We start from the raw sequence: 22805 nt of genomic DNA on the forward strand, positions 1-22805 counted from the left end.
TCACCGTCCTCCCGCCGTGGATTCAACAGATTCGGCGGATTCCGCCGGAACAGCCGATACGGGCGCTCCGCTGCGCACGGCCGCGCTGTCCGCCGGAGCGGCACTCCCGCCGTCCTGCCGCGGAACGGACTGCACGGGATGCGGCGGCCGCACGCCGTACATGAGGACGATCCGCGGCGGAATCTTCCGTTCCACGGAATCCGGAGCCGGAGCCTCGTCGCTCCCGCACGCCTTCCCGTCCCGGCGCGGCGAATCCTTCACCGTCGAGCAGGCCGTCGAAAAGCCCAGCAGGGCCAGAATCGCCAATTTCACTCGTCTGTTCATATCGTTGTCCGAATTTTCGGTTCTTCTTAAGATTCCAGAAACAGGGGCCTCTCCGCTCCGGCCGCCTCTCCCGGGCCATCTGCCGAACCGTGCCCGGATCCCGCCCCGAGACGCATCACGCGGACCGGACGGACACGACGGACAGAACCGCCCCCACAAAGATAACTTTTTTCCCGCAGACCCGAAAAAAAACGGTAAAAAGTTTTGAAAGCCAATGTTTTTTGCGTTACTTTGTCAGACATTAACACTTTTAACACTTTTTTTATGACAGGTAAAGTAAAATGGTTCGATAGCAAGAAAGGCTACGGATTCATTACGGCGGAGAACGGCAAGGAGATTTTCGTGCACTTCTCGGGAATTGCAACGGACGGTTTCAAGTCGCTCAACGAAGGTCAGTCGGTCCAGTTCGAGGTAGGCTCGGGAGCCAAAGGCGAGCAGGCCATCAACGTAACTGTAGTTGAGTAAACTATAATTACCGATTTTCAGAGGGGGCTTTCGGCGACGGAAGCCCCCTTTTTCTTGCCCGTTTGAAAAATATGTCGTATTTTTGGGCGGCCAAAATCCGAAACGGAAGGTTCAACAAAATACCATAAACCGAACAGAATCATGAAAGAAGCAATCGCAATCCTGACCGGCGGCGGACCGGCCCCCGGCATGAATACCGTGGTGGGCAGCGTCGCCAAGACGTTCCTGCGCAAAGGTTACCGCGTAATCGGCCTGCACGAGGGCTATACGGGCCTGTTCAACCCCTCGCCCCGCACCGTGGACATCGACTACCCGATGGCCGACGGCATCTTCAACCAGGGCGGTTCGTTCCTGCAGATGAGCCGTTTCAAACCGACGGACGCCGATTTCGAAAACAACTTCAACCTCAAGTTCTTCACCGACAACAACGTGAAACTGCTCGTGACGGTCGGCGGCGACGACACGGCCTCGACGGCCAACCGCATCGCCAAGTTCCTCGAGGCGAAGAAATACCCCATCGCCAACATCCACGTGCCGAAGACCATCGACAACGACCTGCCGCTGCCGAAAGGCACGCCGACGTTCGGCTACGAGTCGGCCAAGGACAAGGGTGCGGTCATCGCCCGCGCCGTCTATGTAGATGCACGCACGAGCGGCAACTGGTTCGTGCTGGCAGCCATGGGACGTTCGGCCGGTCACCTGGCATTCGGCATCGGCGAGGCGTGCCACTACCCGATGATCGTCATTCCCGAAATGTTCGACAAGACGGAGATCACCGTCGAGAAGATCGTGAACCTGGTCATCTCGTCGATCATCAAGCGTAAGATCATGGGCATGGACTACGGCGCCGCCGTCATTTCGGAGGGCGTGTTCCACGCGCTGTCGGACGAGGAGATCCGCAAGAGCGGCGTGCACTTCACCTACGACGAGCACGGACATCCCGAGCTGGGCAAGGTGTCGAAGGCACACATCTTCAACGAGATGATCGAGAAGAAGCTCAAGGAGCTGGGCATCAAGGTCAAGAGCCGCCCCGTGGAGCTGGGCTACGAAATCCGCTGCCAGACCCCGATCGCCTACGACCTCACGTACTGCTCGGAGCTGGGTATCGGCGTGCACAAGCTCTTCGCCGAGGGCAAGACGGGCTGCATGGTTTACGTGGATTCGGAGGGCAACGTCTCGCCGCTCTACCTCAAGGACCTGCAAGACCCCGCGACGGGCAAGATTCCGCCCCGTCTGGTGGACATCAACTCGGACAAGTTCACCTCGGTGGTGGAGAACATCCTCAACGCCGTCACGCCGGCCGACTACGAGGCCGCCAAGCAGTATGTGGCCAACCCCGAGGAGTACGACTTCCACAAGATCCTCAACTGGAAATAATCCGGCGACGGATTTCACCGAACGCCCGGCGGGTCTTTCCGAGACCTGCCGGGTGTTTTTTTGCCCGCACCCGAACCGCCCCGCACGCTCAGAACAGCGCCGGCTGCACGGGGCGGATCGCAAGGCCGCCGCCCGAAGGGTGGAGATTCCACACCTCGCGGCCGCGGGCCAGGGCCCGGCGCAGGGTGTAGCGCGTGCCGCCCGGCGAACCGTCGTACCATGCCACGACGAGCGCGGCCCGATCAACCAGGAAATCGTTGCGCACGACGTAACATCCCCGGCGATATCCCCCGGCGAGCACCTCCACCTCGTCGGCCGCGGCGACCGCACGGAGGAAACGCACCCGGTCGGCCGGAGAGAAGCGCTCCTCCTGCCCGCGGAAAGGAACGACGGCGACCAGCCGCACGTCGGAATGCGCCGCACGCAGCGTCAGCACGGCCTCGGCCGCCGCAAGGTCGAACCCCACGGCCATTCCCGAAAGAAACGTGCGGAACCCGCGTCCGTACAACCGCTCCACTGCGGCGGAGAGGCTCTCCGCCGCAGTCCCGTCGTACGTACGGTGCCCCGTGAAGGCGACCGATCTGCCGGAGTCTGCGATCATATCCCAAAGATAGGGCTTTGGCCCGGACTTTGCAAGCGATAAGGGCGTATCAAAACTCAATCATCATGAAAAACACAGCCACTATCATCGCATCCATGCTAGGCGGCATGGTCATCGGAGCCACGCTGGCCATGCTGCTCACGCCTCAGTCGGGACCCGAACTGCGCCGACAGATCAAGGACTTCGCCAACGACGAACTCGACAAGGCGAAAGCCGCCGCCCGGAAAGCCCAGGGAAAGGCGGAAGAAAAGATCGAGGAGGTGCGCGGCAAGGCCGAAGGCAAATAGCCGCACATACGCTCATGGAAAACAAACCCTCCGGAGGACGGTTCCTCGTGGCGCTGCTCGCCTTCGCGCTGACGGCAGCCACGGGGATCGTGCTGCTGCTCACGACGCTGGTCGTCTGGCTCTCGGCGCTCACCGGATCGCTCGTCACGGCGACGCTGATCGTCAGCGGCCTCTGCTTCCTCCTCGCCGCCGCGATCTATGCGCTGGCGCTGCGTGCGCCGATCGACCGCATACAGGATCAGGTCGAGACGGTTTACGACGTGGCCCACGCCGCCAAAACGGGTTACGAATGGCTCTCCGGAAAGCTGCAACTCTTTCTCGCCGTGCGCGAGGAGCTGCGCAAGGAGTGATACGGAAAATCCGGATGCCAGCAGGCATCCGGATTTTCCATGCGTCCCGGTCCCGAAAGGACGGCCCGCATCAGCTCAGAAACTCCACGAACACGTTCGTATAGCTCTCGCCGATGCGCAGCGTCAGTCCGAATCTCTGCCCCGGATAGGGCCAGTCGGTCAGCGCGAAGACCAGTTTCCGGCCCCGCTTCTCGCATCCGATCTGTCCCTCCCCGTCGAGAACGAACTCGAAATCCTCGGTCGGCAACGTATAGACCACCTCCTGCCCGAGGTGGTCGTAATTTTCGATCGTCAGCACCGTATCGCCCCACTCGGGAAGCCCGTGCCGCTGCGGCTGCGCCGTGACGAACTTGACGACGGCCCCCTTGGAGCCGTTCTCCCCGTCGGGCAGGGACGAAACGACGTAGAACTTGAGCAGGTTCGCACCGCTGCCGTCCAACGGCAACGCCACGCACTGCGACGGGAACTGCATCGCGGCGGCGGAACAGACTGCCGCATAACCCTGTCCCGGCGATACGGCGGCTTCCGGAACCGGATTCCTCAGCGACGCGATCCGGACTGCCCCCAACCCCGATGCCTCGCCCAGCATGAAGAGCGAGCAATCGCCCCCGCTGACGAAGTTTCCGGCATCGTTGATATAGATGTCCGAATCGTCCAGCAGCGTCCTGCCGTTGTGCTCGTCGAGCATGTTGAGCATGACGGTTCCGGCGGGATCGCCCGGCGTATCGTCGTCGGAACAGGAGGCGACCCCGAAGGCCAGCGCCGCACAGACGAGCGGCAGAAGAAAGCGTTTCATATCGTTCGTTTTTTACGGATTCGTGTAACCGGAGCCAAAGATAGGAAAAAATCGCGCACCCATACCGTTCCGGCACGAAAAAAGAGCGGCGCCCTTGCGGGAGCCGCTCCTGCCTGAACCGGTTACGGTTCGGATTATTTGCCGAAGTAGCGCTTGTACAACCCCTCGAAACCCTTGCCGTGACGGGCCTCGTCCTTGGCCATCTCGTGCACCGTGTCGTGTACGGCGTCGAGGTTCTCCTCCTTGGCCAGACGCGCCAGACGCATCTTGTCCTCGCAGGCGCCGCACTCGGCGTTCATGCGCTTGAAGAGGTTGGTCTTCGTGTCCCATACCACTTCGCCGATCAGCTCGGCGAACTTCGAAGCGTGCTCGGCCTCCTCCCATGCGTAACGCTTGTAGGCCTCGGCGATCTCGGGATAGCCCTCGCGGTCGGCCTGACGGCTCATCGCCAGGTACATGCCCACCTCGGTGCACTCGCCCATGAAGTGATTCTGCAATCCTTCCCACAGCTCCTTGCTCGCGCCCTTGCCGTCGCCGAGCTTGTGGACGGTCACGAAGTCGAGGTCGCCCTCCTGCTCCACCACTTCGACGAATTTCTCCTTGCCGACCTTGCACATCGGGCACTGCTCGGGAGCCTCCGGACCTTCATGAATGTACCCGCATACGGTACAACGCCATTTCTTTGCCATAATTTCAGAATGTTTGTGTGTTACTATTTGTGTGTAGCGTGTGTTCGCACTGCAAAGGTAACGATTCGCCGCGAAGTGGAGGCACAAAACCGATCGGCTTTTTTTATGGCCCGATAAGGCGAACCTATACCCGCCGCTGCCCGGACCGTCCGCCCCGTCGCAGCGGCACGTATTTCCCGCCCCGGCCCGGACGCTCCGCACCCTGAATCCGCCGCAGACGCTATCCCCTGCGGTCGATCGCCTCCTCGATCGCGGGCACGTCCGTCGAATCCTTCACCAGCACGCGCTTGTCCCGATCGAAGAGGTAGAGCGCCGGGATGGCGTGGAAATCGTAAAGCCCCTGCTCGCGGATCACGCACCCGCGGTCGTAGGCATTGATCCACGAGGCCGGCATCCGCTCGCGGTACTCGCGCCACGCCGCGAGGTCCTCGTCCGGATAGAGCGCCAGCACGCGGAGCCGGCCGCGCTCGATCATCTCCGAGAGCATCGGCGACGAGGCGATCTCCTCGCGCAGCCGGCGGCACATCGGGCAGCCGGGATTATTGACGAAGAGCAGCACGTACTCGGCCTCCAGCCCGTACAGCGTTCCTCCGGCTCCCGAAGCGAGCGTATAGCGGAAATCGCTGGCACGCTGCCCGACACGGTTCTGCATCGCCATCCTCAGGTCGTACTCCGGCGCGATGCGCTCGTACTCGTCGTACCAGGGCGCAGCCAGTTGCGCCCGAAGGACGGGAATGTAGAATTCGTCGTTGCGCAGCGGCGAATTGGGATCGTGCAGCACCCCGTCGGCCAGCATCGAGAAGTAGTCGAGCATCGGGCGCGACACGGCGGCGCGGCGCATGAGCGAGTCCATCGGCGCAGGGTCCGCCGGACGGTCCGACAGCACCATGACGTACCGCGCGAAGGTCTCGAACATGCCGGACGTATCGGCCCGGGCGAGGAAGAGCGTGTCGGCGAAGTCGAAGCCGTCCCAATAGTGCAGACGGAGGTAGTCGCGCCGTCCTTCGGGCGTGAGCTGCGCCGGAGGCTCGGGCGGCAGGTAAACGCGCGGCAGGTCCGCGGCCTCCGTCCCGGCATCGACCGTCCGCGCCGGACGGGAGCCGCATGCGGCCAGACAGCACGCCGCGGCGAGAATCAACACAATGCGTCGCATAGCGAATCGGTATTCGGGTGTCGGAAACAAAGATACGAAATTCCGGCGACAAATCCTCCGTCCCGGCGCGGAAAGACGGCAGAACCGTTTTGCACGGTCCTTGCAGCCGTCGCATCGTTCAAAACCAATCAACAGATTATGGATGCAAAAAAAACTACCACAAGCACGGGGTTCAAACTGAGCGTCATGACCCTGGCGATCATGAACGTCACGGCCGTCGTCAGTCTGCGCGGTCTGCCCGCCGAGGCGGTCTATGGCCTATCCTCGGCCTTCTATTACCTGTTCGCAGCCATCGTGTTCCTCATTCCGACGGCCATGGTCGCCGCCGAGCTGGCCGCCATGTTCTCCGACAAGCAGGGCGGCGTGTTCCGCTGGGTCGGCGAGGCCTACGGAGCGCGCACGGGTTTTCTGGCCATCTGGCTGCAATGGATCGAATCGACGATCTGGTATCCCACCGTCCTGACCTTCGGAGCCGTGTCGATCGCCTTCATCGGCATGAACGAGGCGCATGACATGACGCTGGCCTCGAACAAGGCCTTCACGCTCGTCGTGGTGCTGGTCATCTACTGGGTCGCCACCTTCATTGCGCTCAAGGGACTGGACTGGGTCGGCAAGATCAGCAAATGGGGCGGCATGATCGGCACGATCATCCCCGCCGGACTGCTCATCGTACTGGGCGCGATCTACCTGGCCACCGGAGGCCACAACCACATGGACCTTTCGCAGGGTTTCTTCCCCGATCTCTCGAAATTTGACAACCTGGTGCTCGCCAGCAGCATCTTCCTCTTCTACGCCGGCATGGAGATGATGGGCATACACGTCATGGACGTCAAAAACCCGGGCCGCAACTACCCCCGGGCCATCATCATCGGCTCGCTCGTCACGGTCTGCATCTTCGTTCTGGGAACCTTCGCGCTGGGGTTCATCATCCCGGCGGGGGACATCAGCCTCACGCAATCGCTGCTTATCGGCTTCGACAACTACTTCAGCTACCTGCATCTTTCGTGGGCTTCGCCCGTGATCGCCGTGGCGCTCATGTTCGGCGTGCTGGCCGGTGTGCTGACCTGGGTCTCGGGCCCCTCGAAGGGCATCTTCACCGTCGGCAAGGCGGGCTACCTGCCTCCGTTCTTCCAAAAGACCAACCGCAACGGCGTGCAGCGCAACATTCTCCTCGTGCAGGGAGGCGTCGTGACGCTGCTCGCACTGCTCTTCGTGGTGATGCCCTCCGTGCAGTCGTTCTATCAGATTCTCTCGCAGCTCACCGTACTGCTCTACCTGATTATGTATATGCTCATGTTCTCGGCAGCGATCGTGCTGCGCTACAAGATGAAGTCCGCGCCCCGCCCCTTCCGGCTCGGCAAAGGCAACGGCCTCATGTGGCTGCTCGGCTGCCTGGGCTTCTGCGGGGCGCTGCTGGCCTTCGTTCTGAGCTTCGTGCCTCCCGGACAGATCGCCACAGGCAGCAACACGGTCTGGTATTCGGTGCTCGTCATCGGCTGTCTGGCGGTCGTGGGCGCCCCCTTCGTGATCTACGCCCTGCGCAAGCCTTCGTGGCGCGACCCGCAGGCCGCCGCCGACTTCGCCCCCTTCCATTGGGAACGGACCGAAACCGCGGCAGGTACAGCGGCGAAACCCGCGGCAGCGGCAAAATCCGCGCGAAAATCGAACGAAGGCGAATAACATCAGACATCCGCAAAACCTTACCATCATGATTCAGAAAATCGACAAACAAACGGTCCGGGCGGCCGTCGAAGCCGCCTACGACCGCTGCAAGGAGGAGCAGGGCGGCAAGAACGCCGACTACATCCCCTACCTGGCCGGCGTGCCTTCGACGCTCTTCGGCATCGCGGCCTGTCTGCCCGACGGCGACGTCGTGGCGGTCGGCGACACGGACTACGTCTTCGGCATCGAATCGGTGTCGAAGGTCCCCACGGCGATTCTCGCCATGAACCAGTACGGAGCGAAGGAGATCCTCGACCGGATCGGCGCCGACGCCACGGGGCTGCCCTTCAACTCGATCATGGCGCTGCTGCTCGAAAAAGAGCATCCCTCGACCCCGCTCGTGAACGCCGGAGCCATCTCGGCCTGCTCGATGATCCGCCCCACGGGCGACGCCGACGGCAAGTGGCGAGCCATCGTCTCGTTCGTCGCCGATCTGACGGGCTCGGAGGTCGAAGTGATAGACGAACTCTACCGGTCGGAGACGGCGACCAACTTCAACAACAAGTCGATCGCCTGGCTGCTGAAAAACTATGCCCGCATCTACGACGATCCGGAGCTGTCGCTCGACCTCTACACGCGGCAATGCTCGCTCGGCGTGACGGCCCGCCAACTGGCCGTCATGGCCGCCACGATCGCCTCCGGGGGCGTGAATCCCCTGACCCGCAAGGAGGTCTTCAAACCCGGGCTGGCGCCGAAGATCACGTCGATGATGGCCACGGTCGGATTTTACGAACACACGGGCGACTGGCTCTTCACAACGGGCCTTCCGGCCAAAACGGGGGTCGGCGGCGGCATCATGGGAGTCGTGCCCGGCGTGATGGGCCTCGCGGCCTTCGCCCCGCCGCTCGACGAAGCCGGCAATTCGGTCAAGGCGCAGCAGGCGCTGGCCTACATCGCCGGACGCCTCAACCTCGGCGTCTTCGGTACGACGCGCTGCGTCATGGCCGAACCGGAACCCGCCCCGCAGGCGTAGCTCCTCCGGACAGACGGGACACCGGAACGGCCGCCCAAAAGACGCGACTCTTTCGTGCGGACTGGACACCGAGCAGCCGTCCAAAAGACGGCGGAACGGTCGGCATGTCCCCGAAAAGCCGCCCGGCAACCCCGCTTTCTTACGACTTCACCCCTGCCGGAACAAGTTCCGACAGGGGTGATCTTATCTCCGGAGGTTCGCCGGAATCTCCCGGCATCCGCCGGGGCGATAACTCCGCGCACCGGCCTCCGGACGCGCTTCCCGGGAAAAGCCGCCGGCATGCTCCGGAACGATCCGCCCGTCCTCTCCGTAGGCGGAATCCGTCCGCCGATACCCCCGGCCGCGGCCGTCGTCAGAAACTGTAACGCAGACCGACGAGGAGCGAACCCGAGGCACCGACGCCCGCTTCGGCATAGGCCGCGAGGCGCCCGCCGACAGTGACGCCCACGGGCGACACCTGATAGGCGAAGCGGGTCGCATGCTCGCTCTCGCCGCCGGATTCCGCCTCGGAGAAGACGGCTCCGACGGCCGCCCGGGAGTAGAGCGACACGATCTTCAGGTTGAGCCACGTCCACTTCACATTGGGCATGACGGCCCAGTAGCGGTTCCTGATCTCGGTGTTCGTGACCTTGATTTTCTGCTCGTTGGTCGAGCAGACCACCTGCGCGCCGATGCTCAGCGGCCCCAGCAGGCGGAGGTTGTACCCCACGGTCACGGCTCCCCAACCCGAGATGTCGGTCTTCGCGTCCGATACCAGATCCTTGATCGCACTGAACGAATCGCTCCAGTTCGACGTGGGCGCATAGCCGTACGATACGGTGATTTCACTGCGTTGCGCCTGCACGCAAAGCGGTGCGGAAAGCAGCGCGACGGCTGCCAGAAGCAAAATTCTCTTCATACCGAATCCATTTATTGTCAATACGTTCCCCTGCAAAGGCCGTGCAGGCCCGACGCCGCGCCGGATTCGCCCGGTCCGCACGCCCGCCGCCGGCCCGGCAGGGGGTTATTCGGAGACAAATATAGCAAAAATCCATGCGGCGTCAAATCCTCCGTTCCGGCCGGGCCCCGCCGCGCGAAAAAAAGGAGCGTCCGGGAAACAACCCCCGGACGCTCCTTTCGATGCGGGACACGAGCGCTGCGCGCTACTCCTGCCGCTCCACGTCGCGGAACAGCCCGACGTCCTCCGTCGGGGAGTTCATCACATAGGTATAGGCTTCGGCGATCTTGCCCTCGGCCAGCTTCGAGAAGATGCGTGCCGACGGGGCGTACTCCTCCGACTCCCCGGCCTGACGTGCCAGCAGATAGGAGATGATGATATGTCCGGCGGTCTCCACCAGACGGCGGGCATGGAAGTCCTTGAACCCGGCGCACTCCTTGTCGCCGGCCTCGACGCGGGCCACCATCTCCGAGAATTTCACCGTCAGCTCCCTGAGCTTGGCCACGACCGGCCGCATCGTCTCCGCATACTCCCCGGCGGCGTAGCGCTCGATCTGCTCCATGAACGTCCCCTTCGTCACGGCGTTGATGGCCGCCACGACCTGCAACTGCGAGGTTCCCTCGTAGATATTCATGATGCGGGCGTCGCGGTAGAGCCGCTCGCAGGGGTAATCCTTCATGAAGCCCGAACCGCCGTGAATCTGGACGGCGTCGTAGGCCAACTGGTTGGCGTATTCCGACGAGAAGAGTTTCACGAGGGGCGTGAAACCGTCCGCCAGCCGGTTGTAGAACTTCATCTCCTGACGCTCCTCCGGCTCCAGCGAACGCTCGTGCGAAATGTGCGTGTACTGCTTGTAGATCTCCACGAAGCGCGTCGTCTCGTACAGCAGCGCACGGGCGCCCTGCAACTTGGCCTTCATGTTCGAGAGCATCTCCGAAACGGCGGCGAAACGGATGATCGGCTTGCCGAACTGCTCGCGCTCCTGCGCATACTTGAGCGCCTCGCGGTAGGCGGCCTCGCACAAGCCCACCGACTGCGCGCCGATGCCCAGACGGGCGGCGTTCATCAGCGACATCACGTATTTGATAAGCCCCATCTTGCGGTCGCCCACGAGTTGCGCGGGGGCGTTCGTGAAGACCAGCTCGCACGTCGGCGATCCCTTGATGCCCAGCTTGTTCTCAATACGGCGCACCTTCACCCCGCCGTCGCGCTTGTCGTAAACGAGCATCGACAGGCCGCGCGCGTCGGTCGTACCCTCCTCGGTGCGCGCCAGCACGAGCGACACGTCGCCGTCGCCGTTGGTGATGAAACGCTTCACGCCGTTGAGCAGCCACGTCTGCCGCTCCTCGGACCACGTGGCCTTGAGCATCACGGCCCCCAGGTCCGAACCGGCGTCCGGCTCCGTGAGGTCCATGGCGCACGTCGCGCCGGCCGACACCCACGGCAGGAACTTCTGCTTGATCTCCTCCGAGGCGAACTCGTTGAGCGTCTCGGCGCAGTCCTGCAAGCCCCAGATATTCTCGAAGCCGGCATCGGCCCGGGCCACCATCTCGTTGGCCATGACAAAGCAGACGAGCGGGAAATTCAGACCGTCGTACTTGCGCGGAAGCGTCAGACCGCTCAGTCCGGCATCGACGATCGCCTTCATGTTGCGCACCGTGCCCGAGGCGTACTCCACGTGGTCGTTCACCACGCGCGGACCCTCGTGGTCCACCTCCTCGGCATTCGGGGCGATCACGTCGCCGCACACCTCTCCGGCGATCTCCAGCACGCGGCGGTAGCTGTCCATCGCGTCGTCGAAATCCTGCGGCGCGTAGTCGTAGAGGTCCTTCTCCGCGAAGCCGCGCTCCTTCAGCTCCACGATCCTGCGCATCATCGGATGCCCCAGGTGGAACTGCAAATCCTTGTTATCTGAAAAGAAATTAGCCATTACTTCGAGTTTTGCTTGTAGTACTTGATCATCTTGGGAATCACCTCGTTCACGTCGCCCGTGATGGCGTAGTCGGCGATCCTGGCGATCGGCGCGTCGGGATCGGTGTTGATCGAAATGACCATCGACGACTGGTCCATGCCGGCCGTGTGCTGAATCTGGCCCGAAATGCCGCAGGCGATGTAGAGTTTCGGACGCACCGTGACGCCCGTCTGGCCGACCTGGCGCGCGTGCTCCGTGAAACCCGCATCGACCGCCGCACGGCTGGCGCCCACCTCGGCGCCCAGCACGTCGGCCAGTTCGTGCACGAGGCGGAAGTTCTCCTTCGACCCCATGCCGTAGCCTCCGGCCACGATGATCGGGGCGCCCTTGATGTCGATCCGGCGCTCCTCGATCTGGCGGTCGATGATCCGCACCGCCAGGTCCGTATCCTTCACGAAGCGCTGCCAGTCGATCCGCTTCACCTCCCCGGCGGCAGGCACGGCGGCGTACTCCTTGCGCATCACGCCCTCGCGGACGGTGGCCATCTGCGGCCGGTGGTCGGGATTGACGATCGTGGCGATGATGTTGCCGCCGAACGCCGGACGGATCTGGTACAGCAGGTCCTTGTACTCCCGGCCCGTCTTGGCGTCCCTGTGGTCGCCGATCTCGAGCTGCGTGCAGTCGGCCGTGAGGCCGCTATGCAGCGCCGACGAAACGCGCGGCGCGAAGTCGCGGCCCACGGGTGTCGCACCGAACAATGCGATCTGGGGCTTTTCCTGCTCGATCAGCCCGCACATCACGGCCGTGTGGGGCAGCGTGCGGAAGGGATTGAAAATCTTGTCGTCGGCCACCCACACCGTGTCGGCGCCGTAGCGGGCCAGCTCCTTTTCGATACCGTCGAGCGACTCGCCCAGCGCCACGGCTTCGGTCTTCACGCCGAGCGCGGCGGCCAGCTCGCGGCCTTTGGTCAGCAGTTCGAGACTCACGTCGGCGATCCGGCCGCCCTCCATCTCGATATATACGAATACGTTGTTCATCTCTAAAGCGCTTTAACCGAGCGTGTGGCTCGCGATAAGTTCAACCATCAGTGATTCGATCTCGGCATCGGCGGCCGTGAGGCGCTTGGCCTCCTTGGCGGCGAACACCACGTTTTCGATCTTCTTGACCTTCGTGGGCGAACCCTGCAGGCCGAGCTGCGTCTCGTCGGGATCGACGTCGGCGGCCGCCCACTCCACGATCTGCAGGTAGGGCGTCGCGGCGGCGCGCTCCGCAGCGGGCGATCCGGCGGCCGCGGCGATCTCCGATCCGGCCAGCGCATACTTGTACTTCATCACACGTTTGGCGTTGCGCGGACGGCACTCGGCGGCCGAGGCATTGACCGTCACCACGGCGGGCAGCGGACACTCGACCGTCTCGACGCCGTGCTCCAGCCGACGTTTCACGACCAGCGACCCTTCGCGGATCTCGAGCACCTCCTCGGCATAGGTCACCTGCGGCAGGCCGAGCTTCTCGGCCACCTGCGGACCCACCTGCGCCGTGTCGCCGTCGATGGCCTGACGGCCCGCAACGATCAGGTCGGGGGCGATCCGGCGCAGCGCGCACGAGAGGGCGTAGGAGGTGGCCAGCGTGTCCGAACCGGCGAACTTGCGGTCCGAGAGCAGATAGCCTCCGTCGGCGCCGCGGAACATCGCGTCGCGGATGATGTCGGCGGCGCGCTGCGGCCCCATCGTCAGAATATGTACCGTGGACCCCTCGACGGCGTCCTTGAGCCGCAGGGCGGCCTCCAGCGCATTGAGGTCCTCGGGATTGAAGATGGCCGGCAGCGCCGCGCGATTGACCGTCCCTTCGGGCGTCATCGCATCCTTGCCCACATTGCGGGTGTCGGGCACCTGCTTGGCCAATACGACAATTTTCAACGGTTTTTTCATAGCAGTTATTTAGGTATTGAACTATCTTTCGATCGTCTCGCCGCGGTCGGGACCCACGGAGATGATTTTCACGGGCACGCCCGTCTCGCGTTCGATGAACTCCACGTAGCGGCGGAACGCCTCGGGGAAATCCTCGTAACGGCGGCAGGCCCGCAGATCGCACCGCCACCCCTCGAAGTCGGTGTAGATGGGCTTCACGCCCTCCGAAATCGTATAGGGGAACTCCGTCGTGCGCCGTCCGTCGATTTCGTAGGCCGTGGCCACGCGGATCGTCTCGAAGTCGTTCATCACGTCCGACTTCATCATGATGAGCTGCGTCACGCCATCGACCATGATGGCGTACCTGAGCGCCACCAGGTCCAGCCACCCGCAGCGGCGCTTGCGTCCCGTGACGGCGCCGAACTCGTGGCCGAGCCGGCACAGCCGCTCGCCCGTCTCGTCGAAGAGCTCCGTGGGGAACGGACCGCTGCCGACGCGCGTGCAGTAGGCCTTGAAGATGCCGTACACCTCGCCGATGCGGTTCGGGGCCACGCCCAGACCGGTGCAGACGCCCGCCGTCACGGTGTTCGACGACGTGACGAAGGGATACGACCCGAAGTCCACGTCGAGCAGCGTGCCCTGCGCCCCTTCGGCCAGCACCGACTTCTCCTGCGCGAGGCAGCCGTTGATGAAATATTCGCTGTCGATGATGCGGAACCGCCTGAGGTATTCCACGGCCTCGAACCACCGGGCCTCCAGCTCCGCGATGTCGTACCGGTAATCCAGATCGCGGAGAATCCGCTCGTGGCGGGCCTTGGCCTTCGCGTAGATCTCCCGGAAATCGGGGCTCAGCAGGTCGCCGACGCGCATGCCGTTGCGGCTCACCTTGTCCGTATAGGTCGGACCGATGCCCTTGCCCGTCGTGCCGATCCGCGCGCTGCCCTTCGCGGCTTCGTAGGCCGCATCGAGCATCCGGTGCGTGGGCAGGATCAGATGGGCCTTCTTCGAGATGGCCAGTTGCCGCGTCAGGTCGTGCCCGCTGGCTGCGAGCGCCTCGGCCTCCTCGCGGAACAGGATGGCATCGATCACCACGCCGTTGCCGATGACATTGGTCTTTCCGCCCTGAAAAATGCCGGAAGGGATCGAACGCAGAACATATTTCTCACCGCCGAACTCCAACGTGTGACCGGCATTGGGACCGCCCTGGAACCGGGCCACCACCTCGTAACGGGGCGTCAGCACATCCACGACCTTTCCCTTGCCCTCGTCCCCCCATTGCAGGCCGAGGATTACGTCTACTTTTTTCATTGTAACCGGTAAAAGTTTAGTGCAAAAGACATTTTTTGCATCCAAAGGTACGAAATATTCTCCGAAAAGCCGCATCGGACACGGGGACTTTTCAACAAAATGTTAAAGCTGCGTCCTGCGGGAAAGCCGCCGTGCGCATACCGCCGCACGGCCCTACCGTTCGACCACCTTCGTCGGCCCGTCGAACCGCAGCGCGCCGAACCGCTGCCCGGACGCCACGTACAGGAGCGCGAGCGACGGACAGCCGCGCACGTCGGCCAGCTCCATCCAGCGGGCGCACTGCGAGAGGTCGAGCGTTCCGAAGCCGCAGCCGCGGCCGCCGAAACGCATGAGCGAGGCGTTGGTCGAGAGGTTCAGCTGCCGCAGCGGGTTGCCTCCGCAGTCGAGCGATACGAGCGCGCGCAGCCCCTCGACGTCGAGCGACGCGAGGCGGTTCTCCGAACAGTCGAGCCGTTCGAGCCGCGCGAGGGCGCTCACGTCCAGCCGCACGAGGTCGTTGCCGCGGCAGTCCAGCTCCCGCAGATTGGCGAATTCGGCCACGTCCGCCAGCGACGCGATGCCCCGCCCGGAGCAGTCGATCCGCACGACGCGCTGCGCCTCGTAACGCGAGATGCGCCCGTTGCCGTCGAGATCGAACTCCCCGAGGCAGTAGGCCTCGAAGGTCTTGTCGGAAAAAGTCGGATAGATGTATTTGTTCTCCTCGTCGCGCTCGTCGTCGGCCAGACCGCAGGCCGTGACCGACACCAGGACGAGTGCGGGGAGCAGGCGTTTCATGGCCGTCGTCAGATGTCCACGTCGTCGTCGGAGCGGTCGGCGCTTTCGGCCCCGTCGTCCTCGCCCTGGAGGTCGTCCGCCCCCTTGATGTCGTCGTCGTAGAAGTCCTTGTCGTCGTCGTCCTGCGAGTGGTCGTCGATCTTCACGTCGATCTTCACCAGATAGGACACCTCGTCCGTTTCGAACGGAACGGCATAAAAAAAGTCTCCGTTGGGTTTGTCCACCCGCATCATCGCGTCGGTGAATCCCAGGGGATACTTCTCCTTGACCGCATCCTGCAGTTCAGCACTCAAATTGTGAAAACTCGTTACGATATGTTTCTTCGCCGTATTCTGTTTAGCCATACTGATAGTGCTTCGAAATTTTCTGCAATTATAAGCAAAATTTGCATATCGCACCGCATCCGCAATTTTTTTATTGCATTTTTTTTGTTTTCGCCCCATCTTACGGACAAATTGCGTACCTTTACGCAGGTTATATTCGCACGATCGCAACGCCGCGCCCGTACCGGCGGCCGTTTCGGCAGGCCCGGACCTCCGGGAAAGGGAGCAGAGGGTACGTCCGGGAATGCGACCGTCCCTATACAATGATTTCGATGATACGCCAACGGATCGAGGAGCTGCGCCGGCAGCTCGACTACCACAACCATAAATACTATGTCGAAAACGCGCCCGAAATCTCCGATTTCGACTTCGACGCGATGATGCGCGAACTCCAGGAGCTCGAACGCGAACATCCCGAATACGCCGACCCCGCGTCGCCCACGCTGCGCGTGGGCAGCGACCTCGGGGCCGAGTTCCGCACCGTGCGCCACCGCTACCCCATGCTCTCGCTGGGCAACACCTACTCGCTCAACGAGCTGCACGAGTTCCTCGGACGCATCGAACGCGAGGCAGGCGCGACGGACTACGTATGCGAGCTGAAGTTCGACGGCACGGCCATTTCGCTCACCTACGAACACGGGCGGCTCGTGCAGGCCCTCACGCGCGGCGACGGCGTCGAGGGCGACGACGTGACGGCCAACGTCCGCACGGTGCGCTCCGTGCCGCTGCGGCTGCGCGGCGAAGGGTGGCCCGAACTGTTCGAGATCCGCGGCGAGGTGCTGATGCCCTACGCCTCGTTCGACCGCCTCAACGCCGAGCGCGAAGCCAACGGCGAACAGCTCTTCGCCAACCCGCGCAACGCCGCCGCCGGAACGCTCAAGCAGCAGCAGTCGGCCGTCGTGGCGCGCCGCGGGCTGGACTGCACGCTCTACCAGCTCACGGGCGACGACCTGCCCTTCGCGACCCATTGGGAGAGCCTCGAAAAGGCCCGCGAATGGGGCTTCAAGGTCTCCGGCGAGGCGCGCATCTGCCGCAGCGTCGCCGAGATCGACGCCTTCATCGCCCATTGGGACGAGGCGCGGCGGCAACTGCCCTTCCCCACCGACGGCGTGGTCGTCAAGGTGAACGACTTCGCCGTGCGGCGGCAACTGGGCTTCACGGCCAAGGCTCCGAAATGGGCCGTGGCCTACAAGTTCAAGGCCGAGCAGGCCCTGACACGCCTCGAAAGCGTCTCCTTCCAGGTGGGCCGCACGGGCGCCGTCACCCCCGTGGCGAACCTCGATCCGGTGCTGCTGGCCGGAACCACCGTGCGCCGCGCGACGCTGCACAACGCCGAACAGATGGCCCTGCTGGACATCCGCCCGGGCGACATGGTCTACGTGGAGAAGGGCGGCGAGATCATCCCCAAGATCACGGGCGTGGAGCTTTCGGAGCGTCCGGCCGACAGCCGGCCGTTCAGCTACATCGACCGTTGCCCCGAGTGCGGCACGCCGCTGGTGCGCTACGAAGGCGAGGCGAAACACTACTGCCCCAACCAGAGCGGCTGCCGCCCCCAGATCATCGGACGCATCCTCCACTTCATACGCCGCAAGGCCATGGACATCGAGGGCTTGGGCGAGGAGACCGTCGAACTGCTGTACGACAACGCCCTGCTGCACGACATCGCCGACCTGTACGACCTGCGTGCCGAGCAGCTCGCGCCGCTGCCGCGGCTGGGCGAGAAGTCGGCCGACAACATCATCCGGTCGATCCGCCGCTCGGCCGAAGTCCCGTTCCGGCGCGTGCTGTTCGGACTGGGCATCCGCTTCGTGGGCGAAACCACGGCCAAATACCTCGCCGAGCACTTCCGCTCGCTGGAGGCCGTGATGCACGCCTCGCGCGAGGAGCTGGTCGAGGCGGACGAGGTGGGCGGGAAGATCGCCGACGCCATTCTCGAATACTTCGCCGACGCCGGGAACCTGCGGATCATCGACCGCCTGCGCCGTGCCGGCGTGCAGTTCGAGGCCGCGGCGCGCGAGCTGGCCTCGGAGTCGCTCGCCGGGAAGAGCCTCGTGGTCTCGGGACGCTTCTCGCGCAGCCGCGACGAGATGAAGGAGCTGATCGAACGGCACGGCGGGCGCAATCTCGCGGCCGTGTCGGGCAGCGTCGATTACCTCGTCGCCGGGGAGAAGACGGGCCCCGCGAAGCTCAAGAAGGCCGAGAAGCTGGGCATCCGCATCCTCTCCGAGGAGGAGTTTCTGCGCCTCGTCGCCGAAGGCCCCTCGGCCGCGGACGACGGCATGCCCCGCCCGGCGGACGGCAATGCAGCCGGCTCCGCGCCGGAAGACGGCGGAGGAACGGCCCCGGACACGAGCGGCGAATCCGCACCCGGAAGTTCTCCGGCAGCCGACCCCGCACCGGAGGACGGGAAGGACGCGACCCGCCCCGGAACCGTCCCGACGGATAGCGGCGAAGCCGCCGCTACGGAGGACAATGCCGGAAAGACTCCGGCCGCGACCCGGCAGGGCGAACTGTTTTAGAAACCGAAAAAACGAGAATACCATGCAAGAATCCAAACTCTCCGGCGTGGGGGCCGCAATGATCACCCCCTTCACCCCCGACGGCCGCGTGGACTACGAAGCGCTGGCCCGCATGATCGACTACGTGATCGACGGCGGCGTGGACTACATCGTGGCGCTGGGCACGACGGCCGAAACCCCCACCCTCTACATGCCCGAACGGGCCGTGATCGCCATGTTCATCACCAACCAGATCGCCGGCCGCGTGCCGCTGGTGATGGGTTGCGGCGGCAACTCCACCTCCGAAGTGCTCGACCAACTGCGCGAGTTCGACCTGCGGGGAGCCGATGCCATCCTCAGCGTCACGCCCTACTATAACAAGCCCTCGCAGGAGGGGCTGTACCAGCACTTCCGCACCGTCTCGGAGCACTCGCCGCTGCCCGTGATCCTCTACAACATCCCGGGCCGCTCGGGGGTGAACATGACCGCCGGAACGACGCTGCGCATCGCCCGCGACTTTCCGAACGTCATCGGCATCAAGGAGGCGTCGGGGCGGATCGACCAGATCGAGCAGATCCTCCGCGAACGCCCCGAGGGGTTCCTCGTGCTCTCGGGCGACGACGGCATGACCCTCGACGTGATGCAGCGCGGCGGCGACGGCGTGATTTCGGTGGCGGCCAACGCCTTCCCGCACCGGTTCATGCGGTGCGTGAACCTGGCCAAGACGGGCGATTTCGACGCGGCCCGCAGCGAATACGCTGCGCTGGACGAGGCGGTGAAGGCCCTCTTCGAGGAGGGCAACCCCGTGGGGGTGAAATGCGCTTTGGCCGAAATGGGGAAAATCGGCCCCACGATGCGCCTGCCGCTGGTCGAAGGCTCCCCCGCGCTGCGCGAAAAATTCCGGAATCTGATCCGCAGGTACGATTTGTGCTGAAAAATACGTTCGTACCGGGAACCAATACGACGCATACGATGAAACGACTCCTGTCATTCGCCCTGCTGCTGCCGGCACTGGCCGTGGCCAAAGTCCCCGTCGAGGAGGACATCCTCGACCGGATCACGGACACCTCGTCCCCGTACTACTACACGGGGCTGATGATGCGCTACAACGCGGGCGACGAGACCCTCACCGACGAGGACTACCATTACCTCTACTACGGCTACGCCTATCAGGACGCCTACAAGCCGCTCAACACCAATCCCGATCTGGACCGGGTGCTGCTCCTGGCCTCGGGGCTGGACCCCGACGCGCCCGACGTCGGGACGCTCGAGGCGATCATCTCGGCCGGGACCGACGCCCTCGCGCGCGACCCGTTCAGCCCCAAGCTGCTCAACCTGATGTCCTACGCCTACGGCGCGCTGGGCGACAAGGAGCGCGAACGGGCCTACTCGAACCGCATGAACGGCATCGTCCGCACGATACTCTCGTCGGGCGACGGTTTCACGCAGAAGACCCCGCGCCACATCCTCATGTTCGACCACGCGCTCGACGTGCTGACCGTCGAAGGGTTCTCCTACGACAAGTCGCGCGTCATCAGCCGCACGGTGGAGTTCGTGCCCCTCACGTCGCCCTACGTCGTGGAGGGCAAAAAGCGCCGCGGCTTCTACTTCGACTTCAGCCGCATCTACCGCAACAAACCCGAGGGCTACACCTACAAGCGCGACCGCACGTGGCAGTTCAACAACCTCAAACCCCGCACCTACAAATGACCCGCACGCTCCGCCGGTTCTGCGTTCTGCTCGCTGCCGCGGCCCTGACGCCCGCCTGCTCCGACAAGGAGGAACCGGGCTACACGCCGCCCGAGACGGCCGCGCAGACCCACCTGATGTATATGCCCTGGTCGGGCAACCTCACCTCCTACTTCCGCACCAACATCGAGGACATGGCACGTGTCGTGGCCGAAGGCATTCCCGCCGACGTGCGTGTGCTGGTTTACTTCATGGAGTCTCCCGACGAAGCGTCGCTGTTCGAACTCTACCGCAGGGGCGGCCGGTGCGAACGCCTCACGCTCCGCACCTACGACCCCGCGCCCGACTTCACCGCGGCCGAGGGCATCGCCTCGGTCCTCGGCGACGTGAAACGCGAGGCCCCCGCCCTCCGCTACTCCATGAGCATCGGATCGCACGGCATGGCATGGCTTCCGGCCGTCTCCTCCGTCCCGGGGCGCGCCGCCGCCCCGGCCCGCCGGGAATACTGGGAGCACGCCGCTCCGGACCGCCCGCTGACCCGCTGGTTCGGCGGAACCTCCCCCGATCACCGGACCGAAATCGCCACGCTGGCCGAAGCCCTCGCCCGGACGGGGCTGCACATGGAGTACATCCTCTTCGACGACTGCTACATGTCGTCGGTCGAGGTGGCCTACGAGCTGCGCGGGGTCACGGACTACCTCATCGGTTCCACGTCGGAGATCATGGCCTACGGATTCCCCTACGCCTCGGCGGGCCGCCACATGCTCGGCGAGGTGGACTACGAGGGCATCTGCGACGCCTTCCACGCCTTTTACAGCACCTATACCTATCCCTACGGCACGATCGGCGTCACGCGCTGCGCCGGGCTGGAGAAGCTCGCCGACATCATGCGGCGCATCAACGCCGCGCACGCATTCGATCCCGGCAGGCTCGGCGACCTCCAGCGGCTCGACGGCTACACCCCGACGCTCTTCTTCGATCTGGAGGACTACGTGCGCCGCCTCTGCTCCGACGACGACGCCCTGCTCGCGGAGTTCGAGAAGCAACTGGACGCGACCGTCCCCTGGCACCGCCATACGGAGGAGTACTACTCGATGGCCAACGGCGTCAATCCGATCCGGACCTTCTCGGGCATCACGACCTCCGATCCGAGCGCAGATCCCGAAGCGGCGATCGACCGGCAGCAGACCGCCTGGTGGCGCGCCACGCACTGAGGCGGCGGCGCCCGGATGCACGACGAGCGGCCCTTCCCGACGGAAAGGCCGCTCGTTATCGTAACATGCACGCACGTGCGCGCTATTCGTACTGTCCGGACTTGAGGCGCTCGACCTCCTCGCGCGTCAGGAAACGCCATGCGCCGCGCTTGAGGTTCTTCTTCGTCAGACCCGCATAATAGACGCGGTCGAGTTTGGTGACCGTATAGCCCAGCGACTCGAAGATACGGCGCACGATGCGGTTGCGGCCCGAGTGAATCTCGATTCCCACCTCCTGCTTGTTCTCCTTCACATAGGAGATTTCGTCGGCGTGGATCTCGCCGTCCTCGAGCGTCACGCCCTCGGCGATCCGGTCCATGTCGGCGCGCGTCAGGGGCTTGTCGAGCGACACCTGATAGATCTTCTTCTTGCGGTACGACGGGTGCGTGAGCTGCTTGGTCATGTCGCCGTCGTTGGTGAAGAGCAGCAGCCCGAGGCTGTTCTTGTCCAGACGCCCCACAGGGTAGATCCGCTCCGTGCAGGCTCCGCGGACCAGGTCCATCACCGTCTTCGCGGCATGGGGGTCGTCGAGCGAGGTGACATAGCCCTTGGGCTTGTTCAGCACCAGATAGACCTTCTTCTCGCCCTGCACGCGGCTGTCGTTGAAACGCACCTCGTCCGTGGGCATCACCTTCGTACCCAGCTCCGTGACGATTTTGCCGTTCACCGAGACGAGCCCCGCCGTGATGAAGTCGTCGGCCTCGCGGCGCGAGCAGATGCCCGACTGGGCGAGGAAACGGTTCAGGCGCATCTCGCCCGTCTGTTTCGCAGGGTCGTATTTCGGATAGGAGGCAGGCGCCCCTTCCCGGCGGGCGGCCGGTTTGCCGAAACCCGGCCTGCGATCGCCGGCGGACTTCCGGTCGCCGGATTTCCCGCGGAACCGGTCACCGGACGGATGCTCCCCGTGCGGTCTGTCGCCGAAGGTGCGATCGCCGGGCTTCCCGCCGAAACGCTTCGCACCGAATGCGGGTTTCCCGCCCGGCGTGCGCGGCTTGTCGCCGAACGAACGGTGCGGGTGCTCCCCGTCCTGCCGGGAACGCTCGCCGAAGGCATGCGGCTTCGCGCCGAACGCACGGCGCGGACGCTCCTCTCCCGAACGGGCCCGGTCGTCGTCGAATGCCCGGCGGGGCCGTTCGCCGGAATCGCGCTGCGGACGCCCGTCACGCGGCCTGTCGAACGCCGGACGGTTGTCCGCCGTGAAGTGGGGGTTGTAGGAGGCCCGTCCGGCGGGCTGCTCCCGGTACGGCTGCTCCGAATCGGCAGCGTCACGCTGCGAACGCGGGCGACGCTCGACGCGTTCCGCCGTAGCCTTCACCGTGCGCACGCGCTTGTCGCGTCCGAAGCGCGCGAGCACCGGGGTCGAGTCGTTTTTCTGATCTTTCATCTTTCCATTCGATTAGTTGGAACCTCCGGCCTGCGAAACCGCACCCCGGCCGTCCCGGGCCCAGCCCGGACGACCGGAGCGGC

23 protein-coding genes are annotated in these 22805 nt (G+C 64.1%); 10 read left to right on the forward strand and 13 right to left on the reverse strand.

Annotation, left to right across the window (positions count from 1 at the left end):
- Positions 1-324 carry a hypothetical protein gene (locus tag KB554_RS02005; RefSeq protein ID WP_211034816.1) on the reverse strand — a complete coding sequence of 108 codons (324 nt, stop codon included), beginning with the start codon at positions 322-324 and terminating at the stop codon, positions 1-3.
- A gap of 264 nt (positions 325-588) precedes the next feature.
- Between KB554_RS02005 and KB554_RS02010 the strand changes: the two genes are divergently transcribed.
- Both KB554_RS02010 and KB554_RS02015 read left to right on the forward strand, forming a co-directional pair.
- A complete protein-coding gene (locus KB554_RS02010; RefSeq protein ID WP_141429560.1) occupies positions 589-789 on the forward strand; it encodes a cold-shock protein in 201 nt (66 codons plus the stop codon).
- A 141-nt stretch (positions 790-930) separates the two neighbouring features.
- Positions 931-2166, forward strand: coding sequence for a 6-phosphofructokinase (locus KB554_RS02015; protein WP_141429559.1), 1236 nt, complete (start codon positions 931-933; stop codon positions 2164-2166).
- 88 nt (positions 2167-2254) lie between these two features.
- Here the strand turns inward: KB554_RS02015 and KB554_RS02020 are convergent, their stop codons facing one another.
- Positions 2255-2767 (reverse strand): SLOG family protein, encoded by a 513-nt coding sequence (locus KB554_RS02020; protein ID WP_211034817.1) that lies wholly within the window; start codon positions 2765-2767, stop codon positions 2255-2257.
- A gap of 65 nt (positions 2768-2832) precedes the next feature.
- Here KB554_RS02020 and KB554_RS02025 point away from each other — a divergent pair, with 65 nt between their 5' ends.
- Together KB554_RS02025 and KB554_RS02030 are read left to right on the forward strand one after the other, a co-directional pair.
- On the forward strand, positions 2833-3054 hold the full coding sequence (locus tag KB554_RS02025) for a YtxH domain-containing protein (protein WP_141429557.1): 222 nt from the start codon (positions 2833-2835) through the stop codon (positions 3052-3054).
- Positions 3055-3068: 14 nt separating this feature from the next.
- Positions 3069-3404 carry a hypothetical protein gene (locus KB554_RS02030; RefSeq protein ID WP_211034818.1) on the forward strand — a complete coding sequence of 112 codons (336 nt, stop codon included), beginning with the start codon at positions 3069-3071 and terminating at the stop codon, positions 3402-3404.
- 70 nt (positions 3405-3474) lie between these two features.
- Here KB554_RS02030 and KB554_RS02035 read toward each other — a convergent pair whose 3' ends face one another.
- The 3 genes from KB554_RS02035 to KB554_RS02045 all read right to left on the reverse strand — a co-directional run bounded on the left by KB554_RS02035 (position 3475) and on the right by KB554_RS02045 (position 6042).
- Positions 3475-4200, reverse strand: coding sequence for a DUF5036 family protein (locus KB554_RS02035; protein ID WP_211034819.1), 726 nt, complete (start codon positions 4198-4200; stop codon positions 3475-3477).
- Between the two features lie 134 nt (positions 4201-4334).
- Positions 4335-4889 carry an NADH peroxidase gene (locus KB554_RS02040; RefSeq protein ID WP_141429554.1) on the reverse strand — a complete coding sequence of 185 codons (555 nt, stop codon included), beginning with the start codon at positions 4887-4889 and terminating at the stop codon, positions 4335-4337.
- 220 nt (positions 4890-5109) lie between these two features.
- Complete coding sequence (locus tag KB554_RS02045) at positions 5110-6042, reverse strand: DUF5106 domain-containing protein (RefSeq protein ID WP_211034820.1); 933 nt, start codon at positions 6040-6042, stop codon at positions 5110-5112.
- Positions 6043-6180: 138 nt separating this feature from the next.
- Between KB554_RS02045 and gadC the strand changes: the two genes are divergently transcribed.
- Entirely contained in the window at positions 6181-7722 is a 1542-nt protein-coding gene (gadC, locus tag KB554_RS02050) for a putative glutamine/gamma-aminobutyrate antiporter GadC (RefSeq protein ID WP_242116228.1), read from the forward strand.
- A gap of 28 nt (positions 7723-7750) precedes the next feature.
- The gene (glsA, locus tag KB554_RS02055) at positions 7751-8737 is read left to right on the forward strand and encodes a glutaminase A (protein WP_211034821.1); all 987 of its coding nucleotides are present in this window, start codon (positions 7751-7753) and stop codon (positions 8735-8737) included.
- Positions 8738-9089: 352 nt separating this feature from the next.
- Here the strand turns inward: glsA and KB554_RS02060 are convergent, their stop codons facing one another.
- The 7 genes from KB554_RS02060 to KB554_RS02090 form a co-directional block, all read right to left on the reverse strand.
- Positions 9090-9635 carry an outer membrane beta-barrel protein gene (locus tag KB554_RS02060; protein ID WP_211034822.1) on the reverse strand — a complete coding sequence of 182 codons (546 nt, stop codon included), beginning with the start codon at positions 9633-9635 and terminating at the stop codon, positions 9090-9092.
- Between the two features lie 244 nt (positions 9636-9879).
- Positions 9880-11604 (reverse strand): acyl-CoA dehydrogenase family protein, encoded by a 1725-nt coding sequence (locus tag KB554_RS02065; protein WP_211034823.1) that lies wholly within the window; start codon positions 11602-11604, stop codon positions 9880-9882.
- Complete coding sequence (locus KB554_RS02070) at positions 11604-12623, reverse strand: electron transfer flavoprotein subunit alpha/FixB family protein (protein WP_211034824.1); 1020 nt, start codon at positions 12621-12623, stop codon at positions 11604-11606. Before KB554_RS02070 ends, KB554_RS02065 begins: the two co-directional genes overlap by 1 nt.
- 12 nt (positions 12624-12635) lie before the next feature.
- Positions 12636-13514, reverse strand: coding sequence for an electron transfer flavoprotein subunit beta/FixA family protein (locus tag KB554_RS02075; RefSeq protein ID WP_211034825.1), 879 nt, complete (start codon positions 13512-13514; stop codon positions 12636-12638).
- A gap of 21 nt (positions 13515-13535) precedes the next feature.
- On the reverse strand, positions 13536-14801 hold the full coding sequence (locus tag KB554_RS02080; protein WP_211034826.1) for an adenylosuccinate synthase: 1266 nt from the start codon (positions 14799-14801) through the stop codon (positions 13536-13538).
- A 153-nt stretch (positions 14802-14954) separates the two neighbouring features.
- A complete protein-coding gene (locus KB554_RS02085; RefSeq protein ID WP_211034827.1) occupies positions 14955-15575 on the reverse strand; it encodes a leucine-rich repeat domain-containing protein in 621 nt (206 codons plus the stop codon).
- A gap of 8 nt (positions 15576-15583) precedes the next feature.
- Positions 15584-15919 carry a hypothetical protein gene (locus KB554_RS02090; RefSeq protein ID WP_141429545.1) on the reverse strand — a complete coding sequence of 112 codons (336 nt, stop codon included), beginning with the start codon at positions 15917-15919 and terminating at the stop codon, positions 15584-15586.
- 251 nt (positions 15920-16170) lie between these two features.
- Between KB554_RS02090 and ligA the strand changes: the two genes are divergently transcribed.
- The 4 genes from ligA to KB554_RS02110 are packed head-to-tail and all read left to right on the forward strand — an operon-like array spanning position 16171 to position 21299.
- Complete coding sequence (ligA, locus tag KB554_RS02095; RefSeq protein WP_242116230.1) at positions 16171-18417, forward strand: NAD-dependent DNA ligase LigA; 2247 nt, start codon at positions 16171-16173, stop codon at positions 18415-18417.
- Between the two features lie 22 nt (positions 18418-18439).
- Positions 18440-19330 carry a 4-hydroxy-tetrahydrodipicolinate synthase gene (gene dapA / locus KB554_RS02100; protein WP_141429544.1) on the forward strand — a complete coding sequence of 297 codons (891 nt, stop codon included), beginning with the start codon at positions 18440-18442 and terminating at the stop codon, positions 19328-19330.
- Positions 19331-19368: 38 nt separating this feature from the next.
- The gene (locus tag KB554_RS02105; RefSeq protein ID WP_211034828.1) at positions 19369-20106 is read left to right on the forward strand and encodes a DUF4919 domain-containing protein; all 738 of its coding nucleotides are present in this window, start codon (positions 19369-19371) and stop codon (positions 20104-20106) included.
- A complete protein-coding gene (locus tag KB554_RS02110; RefSeq protein WP_211034829.1) occupies positions 20103-21299 on the forward strand; it encodes a clostripain-related cysteine peptidase in 1197 nt (398 codons plus the stop codon). The genes KB554_RS02105 and KB554_RS02110 overlap by 4 nt, the downstream gene beginning before the upstream one ends.
- An 82-nt stretch (positions 21300-21381) precedes the next feature.
- Here the strand turns inward: KB554_RS02110 and KB554_RS02115 are convergent, their stop codons facing one another.
- Entirely contained in the window at positions 21382-22722 is a 1341-nt protein-coding gene (locus KB554_RS02115; protein WP_211034830.1) for a pseudouridine synthase, read from the reverse strand.
- Positions 22723-22805: the final 83 nt, after the last annotated feature.

Origin of the sequence: Alistipes sp. Marseille-P2263 (genome assembly GCF_018101075.1) — a bacterium.
GTDB classification, from domain to species: Bacteria; Bacteroidota; Bacteroidia; order Bacteroidales; family Rikenellaceae; genus Alistipes; species Alistipes dispar.